General features: G+C 72.6%; 18 protein-coding genes. 7 read left to right on the plus strand and 11 right to left on the minus strand.

The genetic code is table 11. The features are described 5' to 3' along the window. Positions 1-29: 29 nt before the first annotated feature. Together ABZS64_RS08895 and ABZS64_RS08900 are read right to left on the minus strand one after the other, a co-directional pair. Positions 30-407, minus strand: coding sequence for a DUF6479 family protein (locus ABZS64_RS08895; protein ID WP_355825186.1), 378 nt, complete (start codon positions 405-407; stop codon positions 30-32). 78 nt (positions 408-485) lie between these two features. After that, positions 486-1,139, minus strand: coding sequence for a maleylpyruvate isomerase family mycothiol-dependent enzyme (locus tag ABZS64_RS08900; protein WP_355825189.1), 654 nt, complete (start codon positions 1,137-1,139; stop codon positions 486-488). Between the two features lie 80 nt (positions 1,140-1,219). Here ABZS64_RS08900 and ABZS64_RS08905 point away from each other — a divergent pair, with 80 nt between their 5' ends. Continuing rightward, a complete protein-coding gene (locus ABZS64_RS08905) occupies positions 1,220-1,870 on the plus strand; it encodes a hypothetical protein (protein ID WP_355825192.1) in 651 nt (216 codons plus the stop codon). 46 nt (positions 1,871-1,916) lie between these two features. Here ABZS64_RS08905 and ABZS64_RS08910 read toward each other — a convergent pair whose 3' ends face one another. Further along, positions 1,917-3,995: a UvrD-helicase domain-containing protein gene (locus tag ABZS64_RS08910; RefSeq protein WP_355825195.1), complete on the minus strand. Its 2,079-nt coding sequence runs from the start codon at positions 3,993-3,995 to the stop codon at positions 1,917-1,919. 272 nt (positions 3,996-4,267) lie between these two features. Here ABZS64_RS08910 and ABZS64_RS08915 point away from each other — a divergent pair, with 272 nt between their 5' ends. Next, positions 4,268-4,462, plus strand: coding sequence for a hypothetical protein (locus tag ABZS64_RS08915; RefSeq protein ID WP_355825198.1), 195 nt, complete (start codon positions 4,268-4,270; stop codon positions 4,460-4,462). A 289-nt stretch (positions 4,463-4,751) separates the two neighbouring features. On the opposite strand, the gene ABZS64_RS08920 is transcribed toward ABZS64_RS08915, so the two are convergent. The 3 genes from ABZS64_RS08920 to ABZS64_RS08930 form a co-directional block, all read right to left on the minus strand. Then, positions 4,752-6,389, minus strand: a complete 1,638-nt coding sequence (locus ABZS64_RS08920) for a DNA repair helicase XPB (protein ID WP_355825200.1) — start codon at positions 6,387-6,389, stop codon at positions 4,752-4,754. Between the two features lie 320 nt (positions 6,390-6,709). Further along, positions 6,710-7,450: a peptidase E gene (locus ABZS64_RS08925; protein WP_355825202.1), complete on the minus strand. Its 741-nt coding sequence runs from the start codon at positions 7,448-7,450 to the stop codon at positions 6,710-6,712. Positions 7,451-7,529: 79 nt separating this feature from the next. After that, complete coding sequence (locus ABZS64_RS08930) at positions 7,530-10,133, minus strand: helicase C-terminal domain-containing protein (protein WP_355825429.1); 2,604 nt, start codon at positions 10,131-10,133, stop codon at positions 7,530-7,532. 102 nt (positions 10,134-10,235) lie between these two features. Between ABZS64_RS08930 and ABZS64_RS08935 the strand changes: the two genes are divergently transcribed. After that, complete coding sequence (locus tag ABZS64_RS08935) at positions 10,236-11,249, plus strand: hypothetical protein (protein WP_355825205.1); 1,014 nt, start codon at positions 10,236-10,238, stop codon at positions 11,247-11,249. Positions 11,250-11,450: 201 nt separating this feature from the next. After that, positions 11,451-12,101, plus strand: a complete 651-nt coding sequence (locus ABZS64_RS08940; RefSeq protein WP_355825208.1) for an HAD family hydrolase — start codon at positions 11,451-11,453, stop codon at positions 12,099-12,101. Here the strand turns inward: ABZS64_RS08940 and ABZS64_RS08945 are convergent. Next, a complete protein-coding gene (locus ABZS64_RS08945; protein ID WP_355825211.1) occupies positions 12,098-12,334 on the minus strand; it encodes a hypothetical protein in 237 nt (78 codons plus the stop codon). The genes ABZS64_RS08940 and ABZS64_RS08945 overlap by 4 nt on opposite strands. A 192-nt stretch (positions 12,335-12,526) precedes the next feature. Between ABZS64_RS08945 and ABZS64_RS08950 the strand changes: the two genes are divergently transcribed. Next, a complete protein-coding gene (locus tag ABZS64_RS08950) occupies positions 12,527-12,910 on the plus strand; it encodes a cold-shock protein (protein WP_355825214.1) in 384 nt (127 codons plus the stop codon). Between the two features lie 3 nt (positions 12,911-12,913). On the opposite strand, the gene ABZS64_RS08955 is transcribed toward ABZS64_RS08950, so the two are convergent. The 4 genes from ABZS64_RS08955 to ABZS64_RS08970 all read right to left on the minus strand — a co-directional run bounded on the left by ABZS64_RS08955 (position 12,914) and on the right by ABZS64_RS08970 (position 16,525). Further along, positions 12,914-13,753, minus strand: a complete 840-nt coding sequence (locus tag ABZS64_RS08955) for a 1,4-dihydroxy-6-naphthoate synthase (RefSeq protein WP_355825217.1) — start codon at positions 13,751-13,753, stop codon at positions 12,914-12,916. Further along, a complete protein-coding gene (locus tag ABZS64_RS08960; RefSeq protein ID WP_355825220.1) occupies positions 13,750-14,487 on the minus strand; it encodes a futalosine hydrolase in 738 nt (245 codons plus the stop codon). The genes ABZS64_RS08955 and ABZS64_RS08960 overlap by 4 nt, the downstream gene beginning before the upstream one ends. 28 nt (positions 14,488-14,515) lie before the next feature. After that, entirely contained in the window at positions 14,516-14,995 is a 480-nt protein-coding gene (locus ABZS64_RS08965) for a DUF2771 domain-containing protein (protein ID WP_355825223.1), read from the minus strand. Positions 14,996-15,175: 180 nt separating this feature from the next. Beyond that, on the minus strand, positions 15,176-16,525 hold the full coding sequence (locus tag ABZS64_RS08970) for an MFS transporter (protein WP_355825226.1): 1,350 nt from the start codon (positions 16,523-16,525) through the stop codon (positions 15,176-15,178). Positions 16,526-16,828: 303 nt separating this feature from the next. On the opposite strand from ABZS64_RS08970, the gene ABZS64_RS08975 reads away from it, so the two are divergent. After that, positions 16,829-17,749: a DUF3027 domain-containing protein gene (locus ABZS64_RS08975; protein WP_355825228.1), complete on the plus strand. Its 921-nt coding sequence runs from the start codon at positions 16,829-16,831 to the stop codon at positions 17,747-17,749. A gap of 359 nt (positions 17,750-18,108) precedes the next feature. Further along, on the plus strand, positions 18,109-21,243 hold the full coding sequence (locus ABZS64_RS08980) for a molecular chaperone Hsp90 (RefSeq protein ID WP_355825230.1): 3,135 nt from the start codon (positions 18,109-18,111) through the stop codon (positions 21,241-21,243). Positions 21,244-21,245 lie beyond the last annotated feature (2 nt).

The following is a 21,245-nucleotide window of genomic DNA, read 5'->3' on the forward strand; positions in this document are numbered from 1 at the left end:
CAGTGGGGTCGGCGGGGGGCGGCGCGGCCTCAGCCGCCCAGGCGGCCGCTTCCGAACGCCCCGCCGCCCGCGTTCTTCCCGTGTTTGGGCCGTTCGTCGGGCCCCTTGCCGGTGGTGTGAGTGCTGTGGGTCTTCAGGTTGTACGGGAGGAGCCGCCCCTCGTGGGGGAAGTCGTCCTCGTCCTCGTCCCGGACCTCCTCGATGTGCTCACGATGGTCGGGGGTCGTCGGCTGCTCCTCGGGGCGGGGCGGAACCAATTGCTCCCGCCGCTTCGCCTCCCGCCACATGGCACCTCCGAGGAGGGCCACGATGACGATTCCGATGAGGACCAGACCGGCTCCGGCCAGGTGGGCACCCTCCGCCAGCTCGGTTCCCGAGCTGCTCTGGGCGATCATCACAGCGTTCATGTCGGCTGCCTCCGCGCAGGGAACGGCACACATGCCCTTTGCTGCCATTATCGCCCGCTTGCGCCCATTGCTGCCGCTTCAGCCGAAGAAGACCAGCTCCTTCTCGCCCGCCCCCGAGAGCTCGTAGCGTGTACCGGTCAGGGGACGGCCCCCGATCAGCCGGATCAGCGTGGAGGCCGGTCCCGTGTACGTGGCGGGGCCGGGGCTGTCGGCGCCGAGGACGAGCGGGGCGTCGTGGCCGTTCAGCCGGGCCAGCAGCGGCTGAGTCCTGCGGACCCGGGTCAGCGCCGCCAGCAGCTCCAGCGCATACGGCAGCCCCTCGCCCGCGTACGCCCCGGGCTCGCCGAAGGCTTCCCGTACATCCCCGGCATGCACCCACTCACCGAGGGCGATCCCGTCAAGCTTCCCGTGCCCGGCCTTCTCGATGACGGGGCCCGACTCGGTCATGCCGTGCTCCAGCTCGTCCACGACACGGGAGTTGGACCACTCGGCCCGCTCGGCGATGTCGCGGTCGTTGGCCTCGGGACTGAACACCCCTTCCTCGAACCTCCCTTCCACCACCCGCATCAGCGCCGAGCTGCAATGCGCGAGCACATGACGAACGGTCCAGCCGGGACAGCAGGTACGGAGCGCGAAGTCCTCGTCGGGACGGGCGCGCAGCAACGGGATCAGGGCGTCGCGCTCGGTGCGCAACAGCCGTCCGGGAAGCTCAGAGTCACGTACGGAATCCATGGCCCCCAGCCAACCGCACGGGTGCGACCGCGGGACAGCCCTTTGAGCACGGCCGGGGGACAGCCCTTTAGGCTCGGCCCATGACCGCCCCCTCCGCGGACCTCCGCGACCGCTGGACGCGCACCCTCCTCGCCGCCCGCGGGGGCGCGAGCGGCCCGGACCCGGAGCCGTACGCCGAGAATCTGCTCACCCGCTGGTCGGAGCCGCAGCGCCACTACCACACGCTTGATCACCTGACGGCGATGCTGCTCCACATCGATGCCCTGGAGGAGTACGCCGCCGACCCGGACCTGGTCCGCCTCGCGGCCTGGTTCCACGACGCGGTCTACCTCCCCGACCGCTCGGAGAACGAGGAACGCTCGGCCCGCCTCGCCGAACGCGCCCTCACCGAAGCGGGCCTCCCCCCTGCGAGCACGGCCGAGGTCGCCCGCCTGGTCCGCCTGACGATCACCCACGCCCCCGCACCGGACGACACCAACGGCCTGGTCCTGTGCGACGCGGACCTGGCGATCCTGGCCTCGGCCCCGGAGCCGTACGCCGCGTACACCGCCGCGGTCCGCGAGGAGTACGCCTTCGTCCCGGACGAGGCCTTCCGCGCGGGCCGCGCGGCGGTGCTGCAGCAGCTGCTCGACCTGCCGCGGCTGTTCCACACGCCGTACGGGCAGGCCCACTGGGAGGCCGCGGCCCGCGAGAACCTCACGGCGGAGCTGGCGACCCTGACGGCGGCCTGAGCCTGCGCAAACACCACATGACACTGGGGCGGAGTCCCACGTGTCGTCAGCCCAGTTCGGCCGGCAGCGCCGCCGCGTGCACGACCACCAACCCTGAGACCGCTCGCGTCAGGGTCACGTACAGCCGGCGCAGCCCCGTGCGTTCGTCCGGCTCGCCGTCGACGATCGCCGCGGGCTCGTCGAGGACCACGTAGTCGTACTCCAGGCCCTTCGCCAGCGACGCCGGGACCAGTGTCAGGCGGGACTCCGTCGTCGTCTCCTCGCCCGGGGCCAGGTGGGCGTGGCCCGCGGACGCCAGGGCCGCGGCCAGCGACGGGATGCGCGCGTCCGCCGCGATCAGGCCGATGGAGCCCTCGTGGCGCAGGGACTCCTCGCAGGCCGCGACCACCGCCGCGTCCATGTCCGTCACCGCCACCTCGCGGACCGACAGCGAGCCCGGCGACTCGCGGACCGACGTGACTTCCGTCAGGCCGGGGGACATGTGCGGGAGCAGCCGGGAGGCGTACGCGATGACCTCGCGCGGGACGCGGAAGCCCGCCGTCAGTTCCTCCACAGCCGCTTCCGGTTTGCCCAGGTGGGACAGGGCCTCCTGCCAGCTCCCTGTCGCCCACGGGGTCGTGCCCTGGGCCAGGTCGCCGAGGACCGTCGCCGAGCCCGTCGTGCAGCGGCGGCCCACCGCGCGGTACTGCATCGGGGACAGGTCCTGGGCCTCGTCGAGTACGACATGGCCCAGCGAGTGCGTGCGCTGCACCAGATCCGTCGCCTCGTCGATCAGCACCGCGTCCGCCAGGGACCACTTCGCGGCCCGGACGCTGCGGGCAGGCTTCGTCCACAGGATCGTCTTCTGCTCGTCCGCGGTCAGCACGCCCTCCGCGTGCTCCGCGAGGAAGTCGGCGTCGGACAGCAGCCGCAGCACCAGCTTCGCCGGGTCCACCGGCGGCCAGAGAGCCTTGACTGCCGCCTTCACCGCGGGGTTGCGCGCCACCGCGTCCTGCACCCGGTCGTCCGGCGCCTCGCCCGACTGTTCCATGCGGACCAGGACCGCGTGCGCGATGCGCTGCGGCAGGGCCTCGCGGGCAGCGCCGTAGCGGATGTCGCGGTCGAGCAACTCCTGCACGATCTCTTCGAGTTCGTACGCCGGGATGCGCCGGCGCCGCGAGCCGCGTACGACCATCAGCGGCTCCGTGGGCATGGTGACATGGGAGCGGACGGCACGTCGCAGCACCTCCGCCATCCGTGCGTCGCCCTTGACGACCGCCGCGTCCGCCGCGTCCGAGCCCCGTACCTCCACGTGCGCAACGAGGTCGTCCACCGTTGCCTGCTTGACCTCCAACTCACCCAGCGCCGGCAGCACTTGCTCGATGTAGTGGAGGAAGGAGCGGTTCGGCCCGATGACCAGCGTCCCCGTCTTGGCCAGCCGCTCCCGGTGCGCGTACAGCAGATACGCGACCCGGTGCAGCCCCACCGCCGTCTTCCCGGTGCCAGGCCCGCCCTGTACACACACCGTGCCGCCGAGCCCGGAGCGTACGATCTCGTCCTGCTCCGGCTGGATCGTGGCGACGATGTCCCGCATCGGGCCGACGCGCGGCCGCTCGATCTCCGCCTGGAGCAGTCTGCTGGTGCGTTGCCCCCCGGCGGAGCCGGAAAATGTCTCAGCGGCGGGATCGGTCAGATGCTCGTCCTCGTACGCCGTGAGGTCGCCGGCCGTGTAGCCGAAGCGCCGGCGCAGACCGACATCCTGCGGGTCCTTCCTGGACGCCCGGTAGAACGGCTGCGACACGGGCGCGCGCCAGTCGATGACCATCGGGTCGCCGTCCGCGTCATGCACGTGCCGGCGGCCGATGTAGAAGCGCTCTCCCTCCGCGCCCTCGGCCAGCGACGCGCCCACCACATGCAGATAGTCGAGGCGGCCGAAGAAGAGCGGGGTGTGGGAGAGATCGGCGAGCGCCTTGATGCGTTCCTCGATCTGGCGCTCCAGGACGGCGGCGTTGACCCAGTTCGCGGTGACGTCGCGGATGTCGAGGGCCTGGACGTCCTCGCGCATCGTACGCAACGCGGAGCGGGAGGAGGTGAGATGGGCTCTTTCGCGTGCGAGAGGGTCGGTGTCGGGTGCGTGCGCGGGCACGGGTTGCCTCCGGGCAGATGCTGCATGGATCACGACATGGCGGACCGGCCGGTTTCCGTCCGGGCGGCGGCGCTCCTGGGAGGGAGGCGGGGAAGAGGGGGATTTTAGTCAGGGGGCGGACCGGGCGCGAATGGTTTTTTCCGGGCGCAGGGGGTGGAGGCCGGGCGTCCTCCCCGTAGGGGACGGCGTATGCCTGGAGTCGTACGCGGCCGACCGCGCGGTTCAGTCCGCAGGTCGATGTAATGCGTGGGCCGGAAATCCATCATGGAGACATGAGCACAGCAACCTTTACCCCAGGCGCCCACATACCCCACCCCAGCCACGGCGCGACCGCCACCGGCTCGACCCAGCACTCTCCGCACCGCCTCGGCAACGCGCTGCGCGTCGTCAAGGTCTATGCCCAGGCCGTCTTCAGTGTCGCCGTCCTCGGGGAGTATGCGGAGGAGGCAGGCGTCCGCCGCCGCTGACCCGGCCGTCCCGCCCACTAGTCGCGCCCACTGGTCCTGATCACTGGGCCTGATCACTAGTAGGGTCACGGCCGTGAAGTTCCGGAAAGTGACCCCGCGTTTACTCACCGCAGCCACTCTCGCCCTCTTCCGGTTCGCCAGGCGTTCCGTGCGGCAGCCGCTGGTGCTCATCGCCCTCGCCGCAGGCCTCTGGCTCGAACCGGCCCTCCAGACGTTTCTGTTCGTCCCCTGTCTGCTGATCACCGCCCGGGTACGGACACCCTTCCGGGCGGTGCGCTCAGCAACTCGCCTAGCCCAGCAGCTCGTCCGCGTCCATGATCCGGTACGCGTACCCCTGTTCCGCCAGGAAGCGCTGGCGGTGCGCCGCGAAGTCCTGGTCGATCGTGTCCCGTGCGACGACCGAGTAGAAGTGGGCCTGGTGACCGTCGGCCTTCGGGCGGAGGACCCGGCCGAGGCGCTGGGCCTCCTCCTGGCGGGAGCCGAAGGTGCCTGACACCTGGATGGCGACGGTCGCCTCGGGCAGGTCGATCGAGAAGTTCGCGACCTTGGAGACGACGAGCACGGAGATCTCACCCTGCCGGAACGCGTCGAAGAGCTTCTCGCGCTGCGCGTTGGACGTCTCGCCCTTGATGACCGGTGCGTTCAGATGCTCGCCCAGCTCGTCGAGCTGGTCGATGTACTGGCCGATGACGAGGATCTGCTGGCCCGCGAACCGCTGGACCAGCGCCTCCGTCACCTTCCGCTTGGTCGCGGTGGTGGCGCAGAAGCGGTACTTCTCCTCCGTCTCGGCGGTGGCGTACGCGAGCCGCTCGGAGTCGGTGAGATTGACCCGGACCTCCACACAGTCCGCGGGCGCGATGTAGCCCTGCGCCTCGATCTCCTTCCAGGGAGCGTCGAAACGCTTCGGCCCGATCAGGGAGAAGACGTCGGACTCACGCCCGTCCTCCCGTACGAGAGTCGCGGTGAGACCGAGCCGCCGCCGGGCCTGGAGGTCCGCCGTGAACTTGAAGACCGGCGCGGGCAGCAGATGCACCTCGTCGTAGAGGATCAGGCCCCAGTCCCGGGAGTCGAAGAGCTCCAGGTGGGAATAGATGCCCTTCCGCTTCGTCGTCAGCACCTGGTAGGTGGCGATGGTGACGGGGCGGATCTCCTTCTTCGTACCGCTGTACTCGCCGATCTCGTCCTCGGTCAGCGACGTCCGCTTCACCAGCTCGTGCTTCCACTGCCGGGCGGAGACGGTGTTGGTGACCAGGATCAGGGTGGTCGCCTTGGCCTGCGCCATCGCACCGGCCCCGACGAGCGTCTTGCCGGCGCCGCAGGGCAGCACGACGACGCCCGAGCCGCCGTGCCAGAAGCCCTCGACGGCCTGCTTCTGATACGGCCGCAGCGCCCAGCCCGTCTCGTCGAGGTCGATAGGGTGCGCCTCGCCGTCGACGTATCCGGCCAGGTCCTCGGCGGGCCAGCCCAGCTTCAGCAGGGTCTGCTTGATCTGCCCGCGCTCGGAGGGGTGCACGGCGACCGTGTCCGGGTCGATCCGGTTGCCGACCAGCGGCTGGACCTTCCTGGAGCGGAGGATCTCCTCCAAGACCGGCCGGTCGGTGGTGGTCAGTACGAGCCCGTGGGTGGGGTGCTTGGAGAGGGTGAGCCGGCCGTAGCGGGCCATCGTCTCGGCGACGTCGACGAGGAGGGCGTGCGGGACGGGGTAGCGGGAGTACGCCACGAGGGCGTCGACGACCTGCTCGGCGTCGTGTCCGGCTGCCCGGGCGTTCCACAGGCCGAGCGGGGTGACCCGGTAGGTGTGGATGTGCTCGGGGGCGCGCTCCAGCTCCGCGAAGGGCGCGATGGCGCGACGGCATTCGTCCGCCAGCTCGTGGTCGACTTCGAGGAGGAGAGTCTTGTCGCTCTGGACGATGAGGGGTCCGTTCACACCTGCGCCCTTTCGGTAAGGCCAAACCTCCAGTGTGCCGTACGCGGCCGCGGGCGCGTAGCTAGGTCCTGTCCGGCCGGTCTTGCCGGGCTCGTGTGCCCTGGCACGCACTCCCCGGTAGCCCTTCGGGCACGGGAGGTGCCGAGGTGCCCCCATGCTGCGTTGCGTCGGTCGCCGACGCTCCGCGTGGGCTCTCCCCCTGCCTTCGGCGGGGGACCCCCATCCTCCGGCCTGCGATGCTCCCCCGTAGCCCTTCGGGCACGGGAGGTGCCCCATCGCCAGACCCGCTCACTGATCCGGCCTGATCGACCGGACAGGACCTAGTACCGGGGCCGAGGGAGCCTGCGCGGTTCCAGGCGCTTCTCGACCGCCGAGTCCCCCTCGCGTACGACGACGTACGCGCCCTTCCCTGTCGTCTCCGTCACGGCTTCGACGAGCTCGGTCCCGCGGTACACCAGGCCCACTCCGTCGTCGGTGCAGTGCGTGACGGGCAGAGTGCCGTCGGCGACGAGCCGGTGCACCAGGGGGCGGCGTCCCTCGTCGCTGTCGTAGTGGACGCCGTTGCCGTAGGGCAGGAAGCCGAGTGCGTCGGTGAGCGGCCGCAGTTCGGGTCCGAAGGAGTCGGTGGTGCCGCCCTGGAACCAGCAGATCGATCCCGCGCTGACGCCGCTGAGCACGACACCGGCCTCCCAGGCTCGGCGGAAGATCGCGTCGAGCCCGTGGACGCGCCACACGGCAAGGAGATTCGCCACCGAACCGCCCATGACCCAGACGACGTCCTGTTCGAGGACCGTGCCTTCCACGTCGTCCAGGTTCGGCATGGGGAACAGGTGCAGCGGCGTCAGATCGAACCCGGCGACGCGGGCGGCCTCGGCCATGCGCGCGGTGAAGTGCTCGGCGTCGCCGATCGCCGTCCCGACGTACATGATCCGCGGGCGGCGACCGTGGACCCCGGACAGTTCGAGGGCGTGATGGACCAGGGCGTCGAAGGCGACCATGGTGCGGCCGCCGGTGCGGTGACCACCAGAGGTGGCGAGGATGGTCGGCTCCGGGGCAGTCATGGCTCGCGATCCTACGGCTGGTCGTGATGCTGTTCACCGGCAGCCTGCGGGCCTGACCGGCAGCCCCGTCAGGCCCCCGTCAGGCCGAGTCGTCCGCGAGTTCGGCGACGCCGGTGATGCGGTGCAGGGGGTACGTGCGGACCTCGTCCGCCGTGTGGTCGTACGCCGTGACGAAGCCGCCCTCCACACGCACCGGGGCGATGACGCGCTGGCTGGCCGCGCCGTCCGCGTTGACATAGCCGATCCAGACCGCTGCGCCCGTCATCGCCGCCGCCTGGACGGTGGCCAGGGTCTCGGCGGAGGTGGTGCGCGGGAGTTCGCCGTTCTTCGCGGCTTCCGGGACGGGCTTGCGCTCGACCGTGGCCGCGAGGTCGCCCGCGCGGATCGCCTTCACCGCCGCACCGAGCAGCGTCGCGTCCGGCACGGGCGGGCCGTCGGGGACCGGGGCGGGCGGTGTGCGCGGCGGGGTGCGGCGGGCGTGGGCGCGGGTGATGAGGACATCGCCCTCCGCGGACTCGGCTGCGGGCGCGTATCCCATGGTGCGCAGGCCGTCGAGGAGGGTTGCGGGGTCCGCCTGCGCGGCCAGGACGGTGGGCGAGAGCCGGCGCAGCCGCAGGCCCTGGGACCGCTTGTCGGCGAGGATTTCGCCGAGCAGTGCGTCGTCGTCGCAGCGTACGTAGGCGGATGCGGCGCCGATCCGCAGATGGCCGTGGCGGCGCGCGACATCGTCGATGAGGTAGCTGAGCGGCTGCGGCACGGGCGTACGGGAGTGCGTGGCGAGGAAGGTGTGCAGGTCGGACGCGGACCGCCCGGCGTCGAGCGCGCGGCGAACCGAGCCCGGTGTGAAGCGGTAGACGGTTGCCCCGCCCTTGGACTCGACGTCGGCGAGTACGGCGAGGGTCTCGGCGAGCGGCCGCTGGAGGGGTCCGGGAGCGACGGCGGTGAGGTCGGCCTGGAGGAGTACGTGGTCGAGCGGCTCGGGCAGGAGCGGCGCGAGCGCGGTGGCCGCGGCCTCGGCATGTGCGGCGAGTTCTTCGGCGGGGGCGTGCGTCCCGGTTCCGCCGGTCCCCGCCCCCGCCGCGGCCGACGCGCCCGTTCCGGAGTACGGAGCCGCAGCGCCCTGGACCGCCGTGCCGTGACCGAGCAGGGCGCGCCCGTGTGCCGACAGCGCGCCGCGGCCCGTGATGCCCATGACCTCCGCCTCCGTCAGCGTCCAGGCCGCGATGCGCGAGCGCAGATCGGTCGGGCCGACCCTCGCCGCGTTCCGTGCCGCGTTCGCGTCCGGGTCCGCCGCACCGCTCCCGCGCAGCGGGCGTTCCCAGCGCAGGCGGGCGAGTACCGACTCCGGGTCGGGGGCCGTGCCCGCCGGGAGGGCGGCCGGCAGGTCCAGGACCCGGCGGCGGACCTCGATCGCGGACGAGCGGTCGAGGTCGGGGCCGAGGGCGGAGAGCGTACGGCCCTTGGCGTCCTGGCCGCCGATCAGTCCCGCCGTCCGGGTCGCGGTCAGCCAGGCCGTGGCGAGCCGCGCCCAGCGCTCGGCCGCCGGAAGGGTGAGCCAGTCGTCGTACGCGGGCGTCGGCGCGTACCGCTCGTCCGCCTCGCCGTCCGACGCCAACAGCCCGGCCGCATAGGCGAGTTCGAGCCAGAACCCGGCCATCTGCTCGTTCGTGTCCAGCGCGGTCGCGGTGCGCTTGAGGTCACGTACCGACAGGCCGCCCGACCGCATCACCGCGGGCCCGCCCTCGTGCCAGTCCTTCAGCAGGTCCTCGACCGTCGTGAGCGCGGTGTACGCCTGGCCCGCCGCCGTACTGTCCACAACCTGTGGACGGCCCTGCGTCATCGACGCCGTCGCGGCGGGCTTGACCGCCGGTGGCACCGGCTCGACCGCACGGTGTGCGCGGCCCGCCCGCAGATGCAGCGCGACCTCGCGCGGCAGCACGACCGTGCGCGGCGACGCGGGCAGCAGCAGCCCACGGTCGCGCAGCCACCGCACGGGCGGGGTCGGGCTCGCCGTCACTTCGCCGTACGGAGGACCCCACACCAGCCGGTCCAGCACCGTCAGTGCCTCGGGCGGTGCGGTGTCGAGCAGCGAGGCCATCCGCGTCCGGTCGGTGAACAGCGAGACCAGCGCGGCGACCGCGGAGACCGGGTCGTGCGTGGTCGGCAGCCCGGCGGCCGCGAGGATCTCCTGGAGCCGGGTCGGCGACATCCCGGCGGTGGCCTCGGCGACGGTCGGGCCAAGACCGGTCGGCGAGGGACGGGTGGGAGAGGGGGCGAGCAGCTCGCGGGCGGTGCGCACCAGCCGCAGCCGGTCGTCTCCGCCCCAGATCAGCGCCTGCGTCCGCAGCGCGTCCACCGCGTGCGGCAGGGCCGCCTCGATCTCCGGGTCGCCCTCGTCGCCCGTGAGCAGCGCGCGCAGGGTTTCGTACGGGGTGGGGTCGGGGGCCACGGCCAGCGCCTCGGCGGTCTGCAGCGTGAAGCGCTCGAGCCGCTCGAGCGCGCGTACGACGGAGGCACGCGTACCAGCACGGGTCGCGAGCTGCGTCAGATCGCCCGGCACGGGGGTCAGCAGATCGGGGCGGGCGCGCAGCAGTGCGGCCAGCTCCTCGTCACCGCGGGTGCGCAGGGCCTCGGCCAGCGTGCGCGGGCCGCCGCGGCCGGCCGTACTGCTTCCTTCGGGCATGGTCCCCATCCGCACCACGGTAGTCCCTGGAGCGCTACCGTCGGGGACAGGGCGGGCCCGGGACGACAGTGCGGCCGGGCCGGAAACGTCAGGGGAACGCCGGTGGGGATCGAGAGCGATCAGCTCGTCTACGACTATCTGAGCCGGGTCGGGGACCTCGCTCAGCAGCAGCAACTGCCGTCCGGCACGCGTATGCGGCTGGTGTCGACGCTGCGGAACGAGATCGACCGGCAGCGGGCGAAGTTCGGCTCCGACACCCCCGCGTCCGTACGCCGCATTCTGGGGCGGCTCGGTACGCCGGACGAGGTCGTGGCGGCCGCTTCCGGGGAGAGCGGCACCGGTGCACCCCGACTCGCACCCCGGGACGTGCCGCAGTCCGCTGTCCCCGAGCAGCGCGCACGCCGCCGCATCCCGCGGCCGCGCAGATCCGCGGCTCCGGAGCAGTCCGAGGCCCCCCGGATGTCGGCCGGGGCCTCGCCGCCGCATCTGGCAGGGATGGACGAACTGGGGCCGTCGGGCAGCGAGCCCGACTGGTGGCGCGTCGAACCCGGGCCGTTCGGCGCGGGCGAGAGCGTGGCGGGGTTCGTCGGCGGAGTTGAGGTCCCCGAAATACTGAAACCCCCGCCGTCCAAGGGGGACTTGGAGGCGGAGGCGACCGCGGACGACGAGGAGTACGAGGAGGAGTACGAGGACGACGACGCGGTGGAGGCGCGGACCGGTCGGCGCCGGTGGCGCCCGCGGCTTCGCCGCCGTACGACGGCCGACGGTCAACTGCCCGCGTTCGCCAACCCGTTCCTGCTGCTGGCCGCCGCTCTGCTGGTCGCGGGCGCAGTGCTCGGCTCCTGGCTCGCCCTCGGCCTCGGCTGGCTCCTCGCGTACGCCTCGCGCCGGCTGTCCCGTGCCGAGGCGAAGTGGGCGGTCGTCGGCCTGCCCGGGGCGGTCGTGGCGGGCGGTCTCGTCTGGCTGTGGGGCCGGGTCAACGGGCGCTGGGGCGAACCGATCCCGCAGGACGGGATGCGCGACGCGCTCGCCGGGACCTTGCCCTGGGTGGTGAAGGGGGCGGCAGTCGCCTCCGCGCTCTACCTGGTGTGGCGGGCGCGGCGTAATACCGACTGAACGAAGCGCCCGTTTCCGCATCCTGCAATCTCGACCCTCGCGGGCGGTGGCAAGCGGCCCGGACACGGGAGCCTCTGTCTGCTCACCGGGAAGCTCCCGGCCAAGGACGCCATGTGCAAGGGCGTCCCGGTGCCTACCCCCTGCGCAGGACCGCGAGCAGCAGGGTCACGACGGCGGGCCCGCCGCGGCCGACTGGGCACAATGGCCTCCATGGCATCGCACCCGCTCACGGTCGGCTTCGACCTCGACATGACCCTCATCGACTCCCGCCCCGGCATCCACGCCGCCTACCTGGCGCTCTCCGCCGAGACCGGCGTGTGGATAGACGCCGACCTGGCCGTGACCAGGCTCGGGCCGCCCCTGGAGGAGGAGCTGGCGCACTGGTTCCCGGACGGGGACATCCAGCGGATGGGCGACCGCTACCGCGAGATCTATCCCACGTACGCGATCGAACCGACCCTCGCCCTGCCCGGCGCCCGCGATGCCGTCGCCGCCGTCCAGGAGCTCGGCGGCCGCGCGATCGTCGTCACCGCCAAGCACGAGCCGAACGCCAAGCTGCACCTCGCGCATCTCGGGATCGCCCCGGACGAGGTCATCGGCTGGCTGTGGGCGGAGGCCAAGGCGGAGGCGCTGCGCGAGCACGGCGCGAGCGTGTACGTCGGCGACCACACCGGGGACGTGCGGGGCGCGCGGGCGGCCGATGCGCTGTCGGTGGCCGTGCCGACGGGGCCGTGCGACGCGGAGGAGCTGCGCGCGGCCGGCGCGGACGTGATCATCGACGACCTGACCGCGTTCCCGGCCTGGCTGCGCACGTACAGCGAAACCCGCGGCGAGACCTACCGCCAGAACTAGAGTGCGGATTTGGCCTGTCGTCGCTGCGCGGCGATCGAGCGCAGCACACCCGCCGCGGCGATCAGGAAGCCGACGCCCATCAGCATGCACACCGCGTACGCGATCGACGGGAACGGCTCGGTCCCCAGGAACAGTGGGGCCACGGTGACCAGTGTGGCCACGGCGCCGACGATGAAGACGATCGCGCCGACGCGCACCAGCCCGTCACCGGGGGCGGGAGGAGTAGCAGTCATCCGGCCAGGGTAGTTCCCTGCGCGTAGGAACCGTTCGGCGACGTCTTGTCACCAGCCCCTGGACCATTAGCCTTGGGGGTGGCGGGTCAGGCGACCCGCTGTAGTGCTATCCAGAGCCGTTTTTCGGTGCCCAGGTTGGTGCCCAACTTCCGGTGCCCCAGCGCCCCAACGAGTACGAGGACGAGGACAGACGTGCCTACCGGCAAGGTCAAGTGGTTCAACAGCGAGAAGGGCTTCGGCTTTCTCTCCCGCGACGACGGCGGCGACGTCTTCGTTCACTCGTCAGTGCTCCCCGCCGGGGTCGACTCGCTCAAGCCCGGCCAGCGCGTCGAATTCGGCGTCGTCGCAGGCCAGCGCGGTGACCAGGCGCTTTCGGTGACCGTTCTCGACCCGGCCCCGTCCGTGGCGGCGGCGCAGCGGCGCAAGCCCGACGAGCTGGCGTCCATCGTGCAGGACCTGACGACCCTGCTGGAGAACATCACGCCGATGCTGGAGCGCGGCCGGTACCCCGACAAGGTCCACGGCGCGAAGATCGCGGGCCTCCTGCGGGCGGTGGCGGACCAGCTGGACGTGTAGGCCCTAGACGAAGCTCAGCGCATCGCGGCCGAGGGGCGGTACGAGCCCCTCGGCCGCGGCGCGTGTCAGGAGTCCGCGGACCGCCGCATACCCGTCGTCCCCGAGGTCCGCGGTGAACTCATTGACGTAGAGCCCGATGTGCTGGTCGGCCACGGACGGGTCCATCTCCTGGGCGTGCTCCAGTACGTACGGCCGCGAGACCTCCGGCTCGTCCCACGCCATCCGCACCGAGATGCGGATGGATTCGGCCAGCAGCTTCAGCCTTGCCTCGCCCAGCGACCGCTTGGCGATGATCGCGCCGAGCGGGATCGGCAGGCCTGTCGTCGACTCCCAGTGCTCGCCCATGTCGGCGAGGCAGTGCAGCCCGTAGTTCTGATAGGTGAACCGCGCCTCGTGGATGACGAGTCCGGCGTCGACCTTGCCGTCCCGTACGGCGGGCATGATCTCGTGGAACGGCATCACGACCACCTCGCCGACCCCACCGGGGACGGTGTCCGCGGCCCACAGCCGGAACAGCAGATACGCGGTCGAGCGCTCGCTCGGCACGGCGACGGTCCTGCCCGTCAGATCCGTACCGGGCTCCTTCGTGAGCACCAGCGGACCGCAGCCGCGGCCGAGCGCCCCGCCGCAGGGCAGCAGCGCGTACTCGTCGAGGACCCAGGGCAGTACGGCGTACGACACCTTCAGCACATCGAACTCACCGCGCTCGGCCATCCCGTTGGTGATGTCGATGTCGGCGAACGTCACATCGATGGCGGGTGCGCCGGGGACCCGGTCGTGCGCCCAGGCGTCGAAGACGAACGTGTCGTTCGGGCAGGGCGAGTACGCGATCTGCAAGGTCACGGCGCTTCCTCGAGGACAGGGGCGATCAGATCGAAGGCGTACCGCAGCGAGTCCAGCGCCTGGCCGATGCGCCAGGCCGCACGGTCGCGGGGGCCGACGGGATTGGAGATCGCGCGGATTTCCAGGACCGGTACAAAGTGGGCGGCAGCGGCCTCCGCGACCCCGAAGCCCTCCATCGCCTCGGCGGCGGCGCGGGGGTGACGGCCACTCAGCTCGGCGGCGCGGGCGGCGGTGCCGGTCACCGTGGAGACGGTGAGGACGGGCGCGTACACGGCGTCGAGGGTCTTGGCGATACGCGCGGACAGCTCGGGAGGCGGGAGATGGACGCTGCGGCCGAAGCCGAGTTCGTCGACGGGCAGAAAGCCGTCGGGGGTGCCGGCGCCGAGATCGGCGGCCACGATCGCGTCGGCGACCACGACGGCGCCGACGGGGGCCTGGGGCTGGAAGCCACCGCCGATCCCGGCGGAGACGACGAGGTCGTACGTGCCGAGGGCGAGCGCGGTGGCGGTGCCCGCGGCGGCCGCCGCGGGGCCGACCCCGGCGGCGAGCACATCCACGACGGGCGGGTGCGCGGCAGGGGGCCGGGGTGTCGCGCCGGGCGGCGGGACGGTGCGAGCCGCGCGGGTCACGACGTATCCGCCGGGCAGCTGCCGCGTCTCGTGCTCGAGACCGGTGAGCCCCGCGACGACGGAGTCAGCCTCCGCCGCCACCGCGGTCACCACCAGTACGCGCACAGCACGGCCCTCCGGACCTGAGTCCTTCTCAGGACTCCTTCTCGAACTGGAAGTGCCAGATCCCGATGACCTTCTTGCCGCTGGTCTCCATGATCGAGACGGCGGTCTTGCTGGTCGGCTCACCGGTCTGCGAGGAGAAGAAGGCATTGCCGGGGATGGTCCGGTAGGCCTTCTTGTACGGCTCCTGCTCGACGGGCTGGCCACCGAAGAGGAGCGTCCAGCCGTGGTCGGCGATCTCCGGGTCGACGCCCATGCGGACCTTGTCGTCCAGGGCGACCTTGATGGTCTTGGCGGGCTTCTCGGTGAGGCAGCCCTGCAGCAGCGATTCCTTGATCGGCTTGCCGTCGTTGTAGCAGGCCGCCTCGGTGTGCACCGAGTCCGTCCCGACCGTCACGGTCGCGAGCGGGGTCGGCTTGTCGCAGGCGGAGAGTACGAGGAGGCCGGCGGAGACGGCACCGAGAGCGGCAGCGGCCCGGCGGCGCTTGCCCGAGAAGAACGCAACGGTCATGGCCCGAGGCTATCGGGCGCGTCGGTTCCCGCCACGCGGGGGTCCACCGCGCGTCGCGCCGTCCTGCCGGGCTCCGCCCCGGACCCCGCGCCTCGAACGCCGGCGAGGCCGGATCGGTCGGCCCGAACCGCGCCCGCACCGCCCATACCCGCACCGCCCGCATCGCTTGCCGCACCCGCCCTATGCCACCTTCGCCCGCGGCCTGCTTCCGTGCCGCGCCGCCCCCAGCAGCCCGCGCGCCGACGACACCACGCCCAGCCCGACGATCCCCGCCGCCACCCACATCCCCACCGTCCCGTTCAGCGGCAGCGCGATGCCGATCGCGCCCCCCGCCACCCAGGCCATCTGGAGCAGCGTCTCGGAGCGCGCGAACGCCGAGGTACGGACCTGTTCCGGGACGTCCCGCTGGATCAGGGCGTCCAGGGACAGCTTCGCCAGCGCCTGGCACAGACCCGCCGTCGCGCCCAGCACGGCCACCATGCCCGCGCCGAAGAACACCGCCGTGGTGATCGCGGCCGCCAGCACCACGAACTGCACCGTCGCGATGATCATCTCCGGCCCGCGGGCCTTCAGCCACGCCCCGACCGTCGTGCCCAGCGCATTGCCGGCGCCCGCCGCGACACCCACTATCCCGAGTGAGACCGCCGCGCTCTGCCCGGCCAGCGGATGCTCCCGCAGAAGGAAGGCGAGAAAGAAGATCAGGAAGCCGGACAGTGCGCGAAAGGACGCGTTGGCCTGCAGCCCGTGCAGTACGGACGGCCCGACCGTACGCAGACTCGGCTTCTTCTCGCCGTGCGTCAGCATGTGCGCCTTGCGCTCGCCCTTCGCCGAGTCGACCTTGTGCGGCATCGTGAACGCCCAGTACGCGCCCAGCAGGAACAGCGCACACGCCCCGTACAGCGGCCACTGCGGCCCGACCTTCTGCAGCCCGATCCCGATCGGCGCCGCGATACCCGTGGCCAGCAGCCCCGCGAGCGTCACCCGGGAGTTCGCCTTCACCAGCGAGAACTTCGGCGGCAGCAGCCGCGGCACGACCGCGCTGCGCACCACTCCGTACGCCTTCGATGCGACCAGCACGCCCAGCGCGGCCGGATACAGCTGCAGTCCGCCTGTCTCCACCGCCCCGGACATGGTCACGGCGAGCACCGCACGGGCGAGCATCGAGGCCGCCATCGCCGCTCGGCGGCCGTGCGGGATGCGGTCCAGAAGTGGTCCGATGACGGGGGCCAGCAGGGTGAACGGCAGCATCGTGACGGCGAGGTAGAGCGCGACACGGCCGCGTGCCTGGTCCGTCGGTACGGAGAAGAAAACCGTCGAAGCGAGCGCGACGGTGATCATGACATCGCCGGCGCCGTTCACCGCGTGCAGCTCGATCAGTTTGCCGAGACCCGACTCGCCCGCGCCGTGCGCGTGCGTCGCCTTGCGGATGCCGCGCGCCGTGCCCGTGAAGGGGAGGTGCAGGGCGCGCCCGACCGTCCGGCCTGCTCTTCTGAGCTGGCCGGCTCCGTCGGACGACCTCTCGGCTGCCACCCCGTCATAGTGCCCCAAGCCCTGCCGAGGCGAACCGTGATGCGGTGTTGTTAGCCCCTTGTTGGGGCGGGCAGGTGGGCGGCGGGCGGCAGAGGGGGTAGCGTGCGTAGCGCGCCACCGGCGGTTGTTCTCGGCCGCGCGCCTCTTCGGCATCCCGCAGAATGGATGACGGTAGGTGTGCCCGAGACACGGTTGGTCCGGGCGCGGACGTCGATGCGGCCCTCTGGTCCGCTCCGCCTGCGGCCCGTACCTCGCGAATCGGCCGGCGCACCCTGGAGACGGCGTAGGAGAGAAGCGAGACCTGTGAGTGCTGCGACGCGAAGCCGTACCCCTGACCGTCTGTGCGCCGAGGCGGTAGACCTCGCCCGGGCGGCGGCCGAGGAGGCCGCGGCCCCGGGGGTGGTCGGCGAGCATGTGTCCCTCGTCTCGGAGGGAGACCGCGTCGTCACGCACTTCTTCGAGTGCAAGGAGATGGGCTACCGGGGTTGGCGCTGGGCGGTGACCGTCGCCCGGGCCTCCCGCGCCAAGGTGGTCACCCTCGACGAGACGGTCCTGCTGCCCGGTCCCGACGCGCTGCTGGCGCCCGAGTGGGTGCCGTGGAGCGAGCGGCTGCGGCCCGGCGACATGGGGCCCGGGGATCTGCTGCCCACCGAGGCGGACGATCTGCGGCTGGAGGCCGGTTTCTCCGGCGAGGACGCGCCGCCGCCGAACTCCGCCGTGTCGGAGGAGATGGCCGAACTGGTCGAGGCGGAGGACGCGGAGGTCACCGCGGGCCCGCCGGCCTCGCTGCCGCTGGCCCCGTCCCGCGGCTCGATCGCGGCGGTCGCCGAGGAGCTCGGCATGCGCCGGGCCAGGGTGCTCTCCCGGTACGGGCTGCATATCGCCGCGGACCGCTGGGACGAGTCGTTCGGTGCGAAGACCCCGATGGCACAGGCAGCCCCGGCGGCATGTGTGACGTGCGGTTTCCTGGTTCCGATGGCGGGCTCGATGCGGCAGGCGTTCGGGGTGTGCGCGAACGAGTTCTCGCCGGCGGACGGGCGGGTCGTCTCGTTGACGTACGGCTGCGGTGGGCACTCGGAGGCGGCAGTGATGCCGAAGCCGCCGGTGCCGGCGCCGCCGGTGCTGGACACGATGGGCGCGGACGAGTTCCCGCTGCGCCCGGCCCGCGACGGCGGCTCGGTCTCCGAACCGGACGGCGCGTCGGAGGACCTGGGCCACTCGTAGTCCTCACTGGGTCCCTGGCGCGCGCCTTGTCGTGCCCGGTGGCCGGCTTCGCTGGCGAACCCGGACGACCCGCACCCCTGCCGTGCCGGTGGGGAGGGGCGGTGCAGGGCCGTCCCCGCAGGCGATTGGCGGCCAGCACCGGGTGATCAATGCGGACGCCTCATCGCCGCCGACGCCGAGGAGTCGACCCCGGAGGCGCCCCGGAACCCGCACCCCACGGCACCGGCGCACCCCGGACCGCACTACGAACGCCCGCACCGGGCACCCCGGACCGCACCACAACCCCCCGCACCGAGGTACCTTCGGCCGCACAGGCATACGCGGCATGCGCCCGTAACCGGAGAGAGCGGAGTCACAGCGTGAGCGTCAGGACGACCGAGTGGGCCGACCCGTTCGGGACGGCGCGGCTGCGGCGCGGGGTGCTCGACGCGTGGGGGGCCAGTCCCGCCCGCTTCCGGGAGGACGCCAACGCCGAGGAGGACCTGGCTCTCGGCGGATACCGCGACCGCCTCGTCGTCGAACTCGCCCAGAACGCCGCGGACGCCGCCGCCCGCGCCAAGGTCCCGGGGCGGCTGCGGCTCACGCTGCGGCCGAGCACCGGCGACCAGCCCGCCGTCCTCGCCGCCGCGAACACCGGTGCGCCGCTGGACGCGACCGGCGTCGAGTCCCTGAGCACTCTGCGCGCCTCGGCCAAGCGTGAAGGCCACGAGTCCGCCGTCGGCCGCTTCGGCGTCGGCTTCGCGGCCGTTCTCGCGGTGAGCGACGAGCCCGCCGTCGTCGGACGCCACGGCGGTGTGCGCTGGTCCCTCGCGGAGGCCAGGGGACTGGCCGAGCAGGCGGCCCAGGCGAGCCACGGCCTCGGCGACGAGCTGCGCCGGCGCGACGGGCACGTACCGCTGCTGCGTCTCCCGCTGCCCGCCGAGGGCACGGCCCCAGAGGGTTACGACACCGTGGTCGTCCTTCCGCTGCGTGACGGTGCCGCGGTCGACCTCGTCGAGCGGCTGCTCGCCGGGATCGACGACGCGCTGCTGCTCACGCTGACCGGCCTCTCGGAGATCGTCGTCGAAACCCCTGACGGCGTACGGGAGTTGCGGCGCTCCGTGCACGGGGCGTACGTACACATCGAGGACAGCACCCAGGGCGACCGGCGCTGGCGCGTCGTCAGCCACGGCGGCGGCATCGAGCCCGCCCTGCTCGCGGACCGGCCCGTCGAGGAGCGGCTCCGGCCGTACTGGACGGTGACCTGGGCCGTGCCCGTGGACGACGAGGGCGCGCCGGCCCGGCCGCGTACCGCCCCCGTGGTGCACGCGCCCACGCCCACCGACGAACCCCTCGGCGTACCCGCGCTGCTCATCGCGTCACTCCCGCTGGACACCACCCGCCGACACCCGGTGCCCGGGCCGCTCACCGACTTCCTGGTGCGCAAGGCGGCGGACGCGTACGCCGAACTGCTCGGCAGCTGGCAGCCGGTGACCGTCGGCACCATCGACCTGGTGCCGGGCCCGCTCGGCAAGGGCGAGCTGGACGGCAAGCTGCGGGCGGAGATTCTGGAGCGGCTTCCGCGTACGGCGTTCCTGGAGGCGGCCGCGCCGCGGGACGTGTCCGGCGAGGACACGGGCCTGCCGGACCGCGAGATCTCCGCCGGGCTGCGGCCGATCGAGGCGGAGGTCCTGGAGGGTGCGGGCGCGGAGACGGTCAAGGTCCTGGCCGAGGTGCTGCCGAGCCTGCTGCCCGCGGGTCTCGAGCGCCGCGTCGAGCTGCGTACGCTCGGTGTCGCGCGGGTGCCGCTGACCGAGGCGATCGACCGGCTTGCGGGTCTTGAGCGCGAGCCCGGCTGGTGGCAGCGGCTGTACGACAGCCTCGCCGGGGTCGACCCGGACCGGCTGTCCGGACTTCCCGTCCCGCTCGCGGACGGCCGTACGACGATCGGGCCCCGCCAGACGCTGCTGCCGCTGGCCGAGACTCCGCCACAGCTGGCCCGGCTCGGTCTGAAGGTCGTACACCCTGATGCCGCGCATCCCCTGCTCGAGAAGCTGGGCGCGCTGCCCGCGACACCCCGCGCCGTGCTGACGACACCGCAGGTACGGGCGGCGGTCGCGGGCTCGCTGGACGCGGGCGAGGTCTGGGACGAGGACGCGCTGGACGCGGACGAGCTCGCGGAGACCGTGCTGGCGCTCGTACGGGACGCGGGGCTCGAACCCGGCGACGAGCCGTGGCTGGGGGCGCTGGCCCTGCCCGACGACGAGGGCGAGCTCGCCCCGGCGGGTGAACTCGTCCTGCCCGGCAGCCCGTTCGCGTCCGTCATGCGGGAGGACGAACTCGCCCTCTGCGACGCCGAACTGGCCGAGCGGTGGGGCGAGCAGCCGCTCGCCGCGTGCGGAGTGCTGGCGAACTTCGCGCTCGTACGGGCCACGGATGTCGTCCTGGATCCCGACGAACTGGAGCCCCGCGACGGGGACTTCGCCGAGCCCGACGACGCGGGACTGCTCGACGCGGTCGACGTGTGGTGCGAGGACGTCCTCGACCGGCTGCCGGACACGCCCGTGCCGCCGGTCGCCACGGAACTCGTCGCGGTCCGCGACCTGGACCTGGTGGACGACGACTGCTGGCCGCAGGCGCTGGCGCTGCTGGCGCAGCCACCGCTGCGGGACGCGCTCACCCAGTCCGTACGGATTCTGCTGCCTGACGGCACGACGGAGACGGTGCGTCCGTACACGGCGTGGTGGCTGCGGGACCATCCGGTCCTGCACGGCCGGCGCCCGGCCGGCCTGCGGGCGGCGGGCGCGGACCCGCTGCTGGAGGGCCTGTACGAATCGGCCGACACCACGGGCTTCGAGGACTCCCAGGTCCTGCGCGCCCTCGGGGTCCGCACCTCGGTCGCCGCCCTCCTCGACGAACCGGGCGGCGCGGCGGAGCTCCTGGGCCGCCTCGCGGATCCTGCACGTCCGGTGCGGGCCGCCCAACTCCACGCCCTGTACTCGGCACTGGCGGACCTCGACCCGGAGCAGGTCACGCTCCCGGACGACCTGCGCGCGGTGGTGGACGGCGAGGTCCGCGTCGTGGATGCCTCGGACGCGGTGGTCGCCGACGCACCGGACCTGCTCCCGCTGGCGGCGGGCCTCCCGCTGCTTCCCGTGACCCCCTCGCGGGCTGCGGAACTGGCGGAACTGTTCCAGGTCCGCCGCCTGAGCGAGACGGTCACGGCGGAGGTGACGACGGAGGGCGAGGAGCACGAGGTCCCGGAATCGGTTCACGTGCTGCTCGGCCCGTCGACGCCGGCGACGTACATCGAACACGACGAACTGATCGCAGGCGGCACGGAACTGGAATGGCGCCGCACCCCGGACGGCGTGATCCACGCCTCCACCCTGGAGGGCGTCGCGGCGGGCCTGGCCTGGGCAACGGGCCAATGGCCGCGCCGCTTCGAGGTCGCGGCACTACTGGAGGACCCGTCCCGCACGGAGGAACTGGCGAGGGACCGCTGGTTCGACTGACG

It is taken from the genome of Streptomyces sp. NPDC005408 (genome assembly GCF_040606445.1).
GTDB lineage: Bacteria > Actinomycetota > Actinomycetes > Streptomycetales > Streptomycetaceae > Streptomyces.

Coding starts and splice junctions, on each gene's coding strand:
- ABZS64_RS08930 (WP_355825429.1), bottom strand. CDS start 10,133: ATGCCCGAAGGAAGCAGTACGGCCGGCCGCGGCGGCCCGCGCACGCTG.
- ABZS64_RS08895 (WP_355825186.1), bottom strand. CDS start 407: ATGAACGCTGTGATGATCGCCCAGAGCAGCTCGGGAACCGAGCTGGCG.
- ABZS64_RS08945 (WP_355825211.1), bottom strand. CDS start 12,334: ATGACTGCTACTCCTCCCGCCCCCGGTGACGGGCTGGTGCGCGTCGGC.
- ABZS64_RS08940 (WP_355825208.1), top strand. CDS start 11,451: ATGGCCTCCATGGCATCGCACCCGCTCACGGTCGGCTTCGACCTCGAC.
- ABZS64_RS08965 (WP_355825223.1), bottom strand. CDS start 14,995: ATGACCGTTGCGTTCTTCTCGGGCAAGCGCCGCCGGGCCGCTGCCGCT.
- ABZS64_RS08905 (WP_355825192.1), top strand. CDS start 1,220: ATGACCGCCCCCTCCGCGGACCTCCGCGACCGCTGGACGCGCACCCTC.
- ABZS64_RS08925 (WP_355825202.1), bottom strand. CDS start 7,450: ATGACTGCCCCGGAGCCGACCATCCTCGCCACCTCTGGTGGTCACCGC.
- ABZS64_RS08900 (WP_355825189.1), bottom strand. CDS start 1,139: ATGGATTCCGTACGTGACTCTGAGCTTCCCGGACGGCTGTTGCGCACC.
- ABZS64_RS08915 (WP_355825198.1), top strand. CDS start 4,268: ATGAGCACAGCAACCTTTACCCCAGGCGCCCACATACCCCACCCCAGC.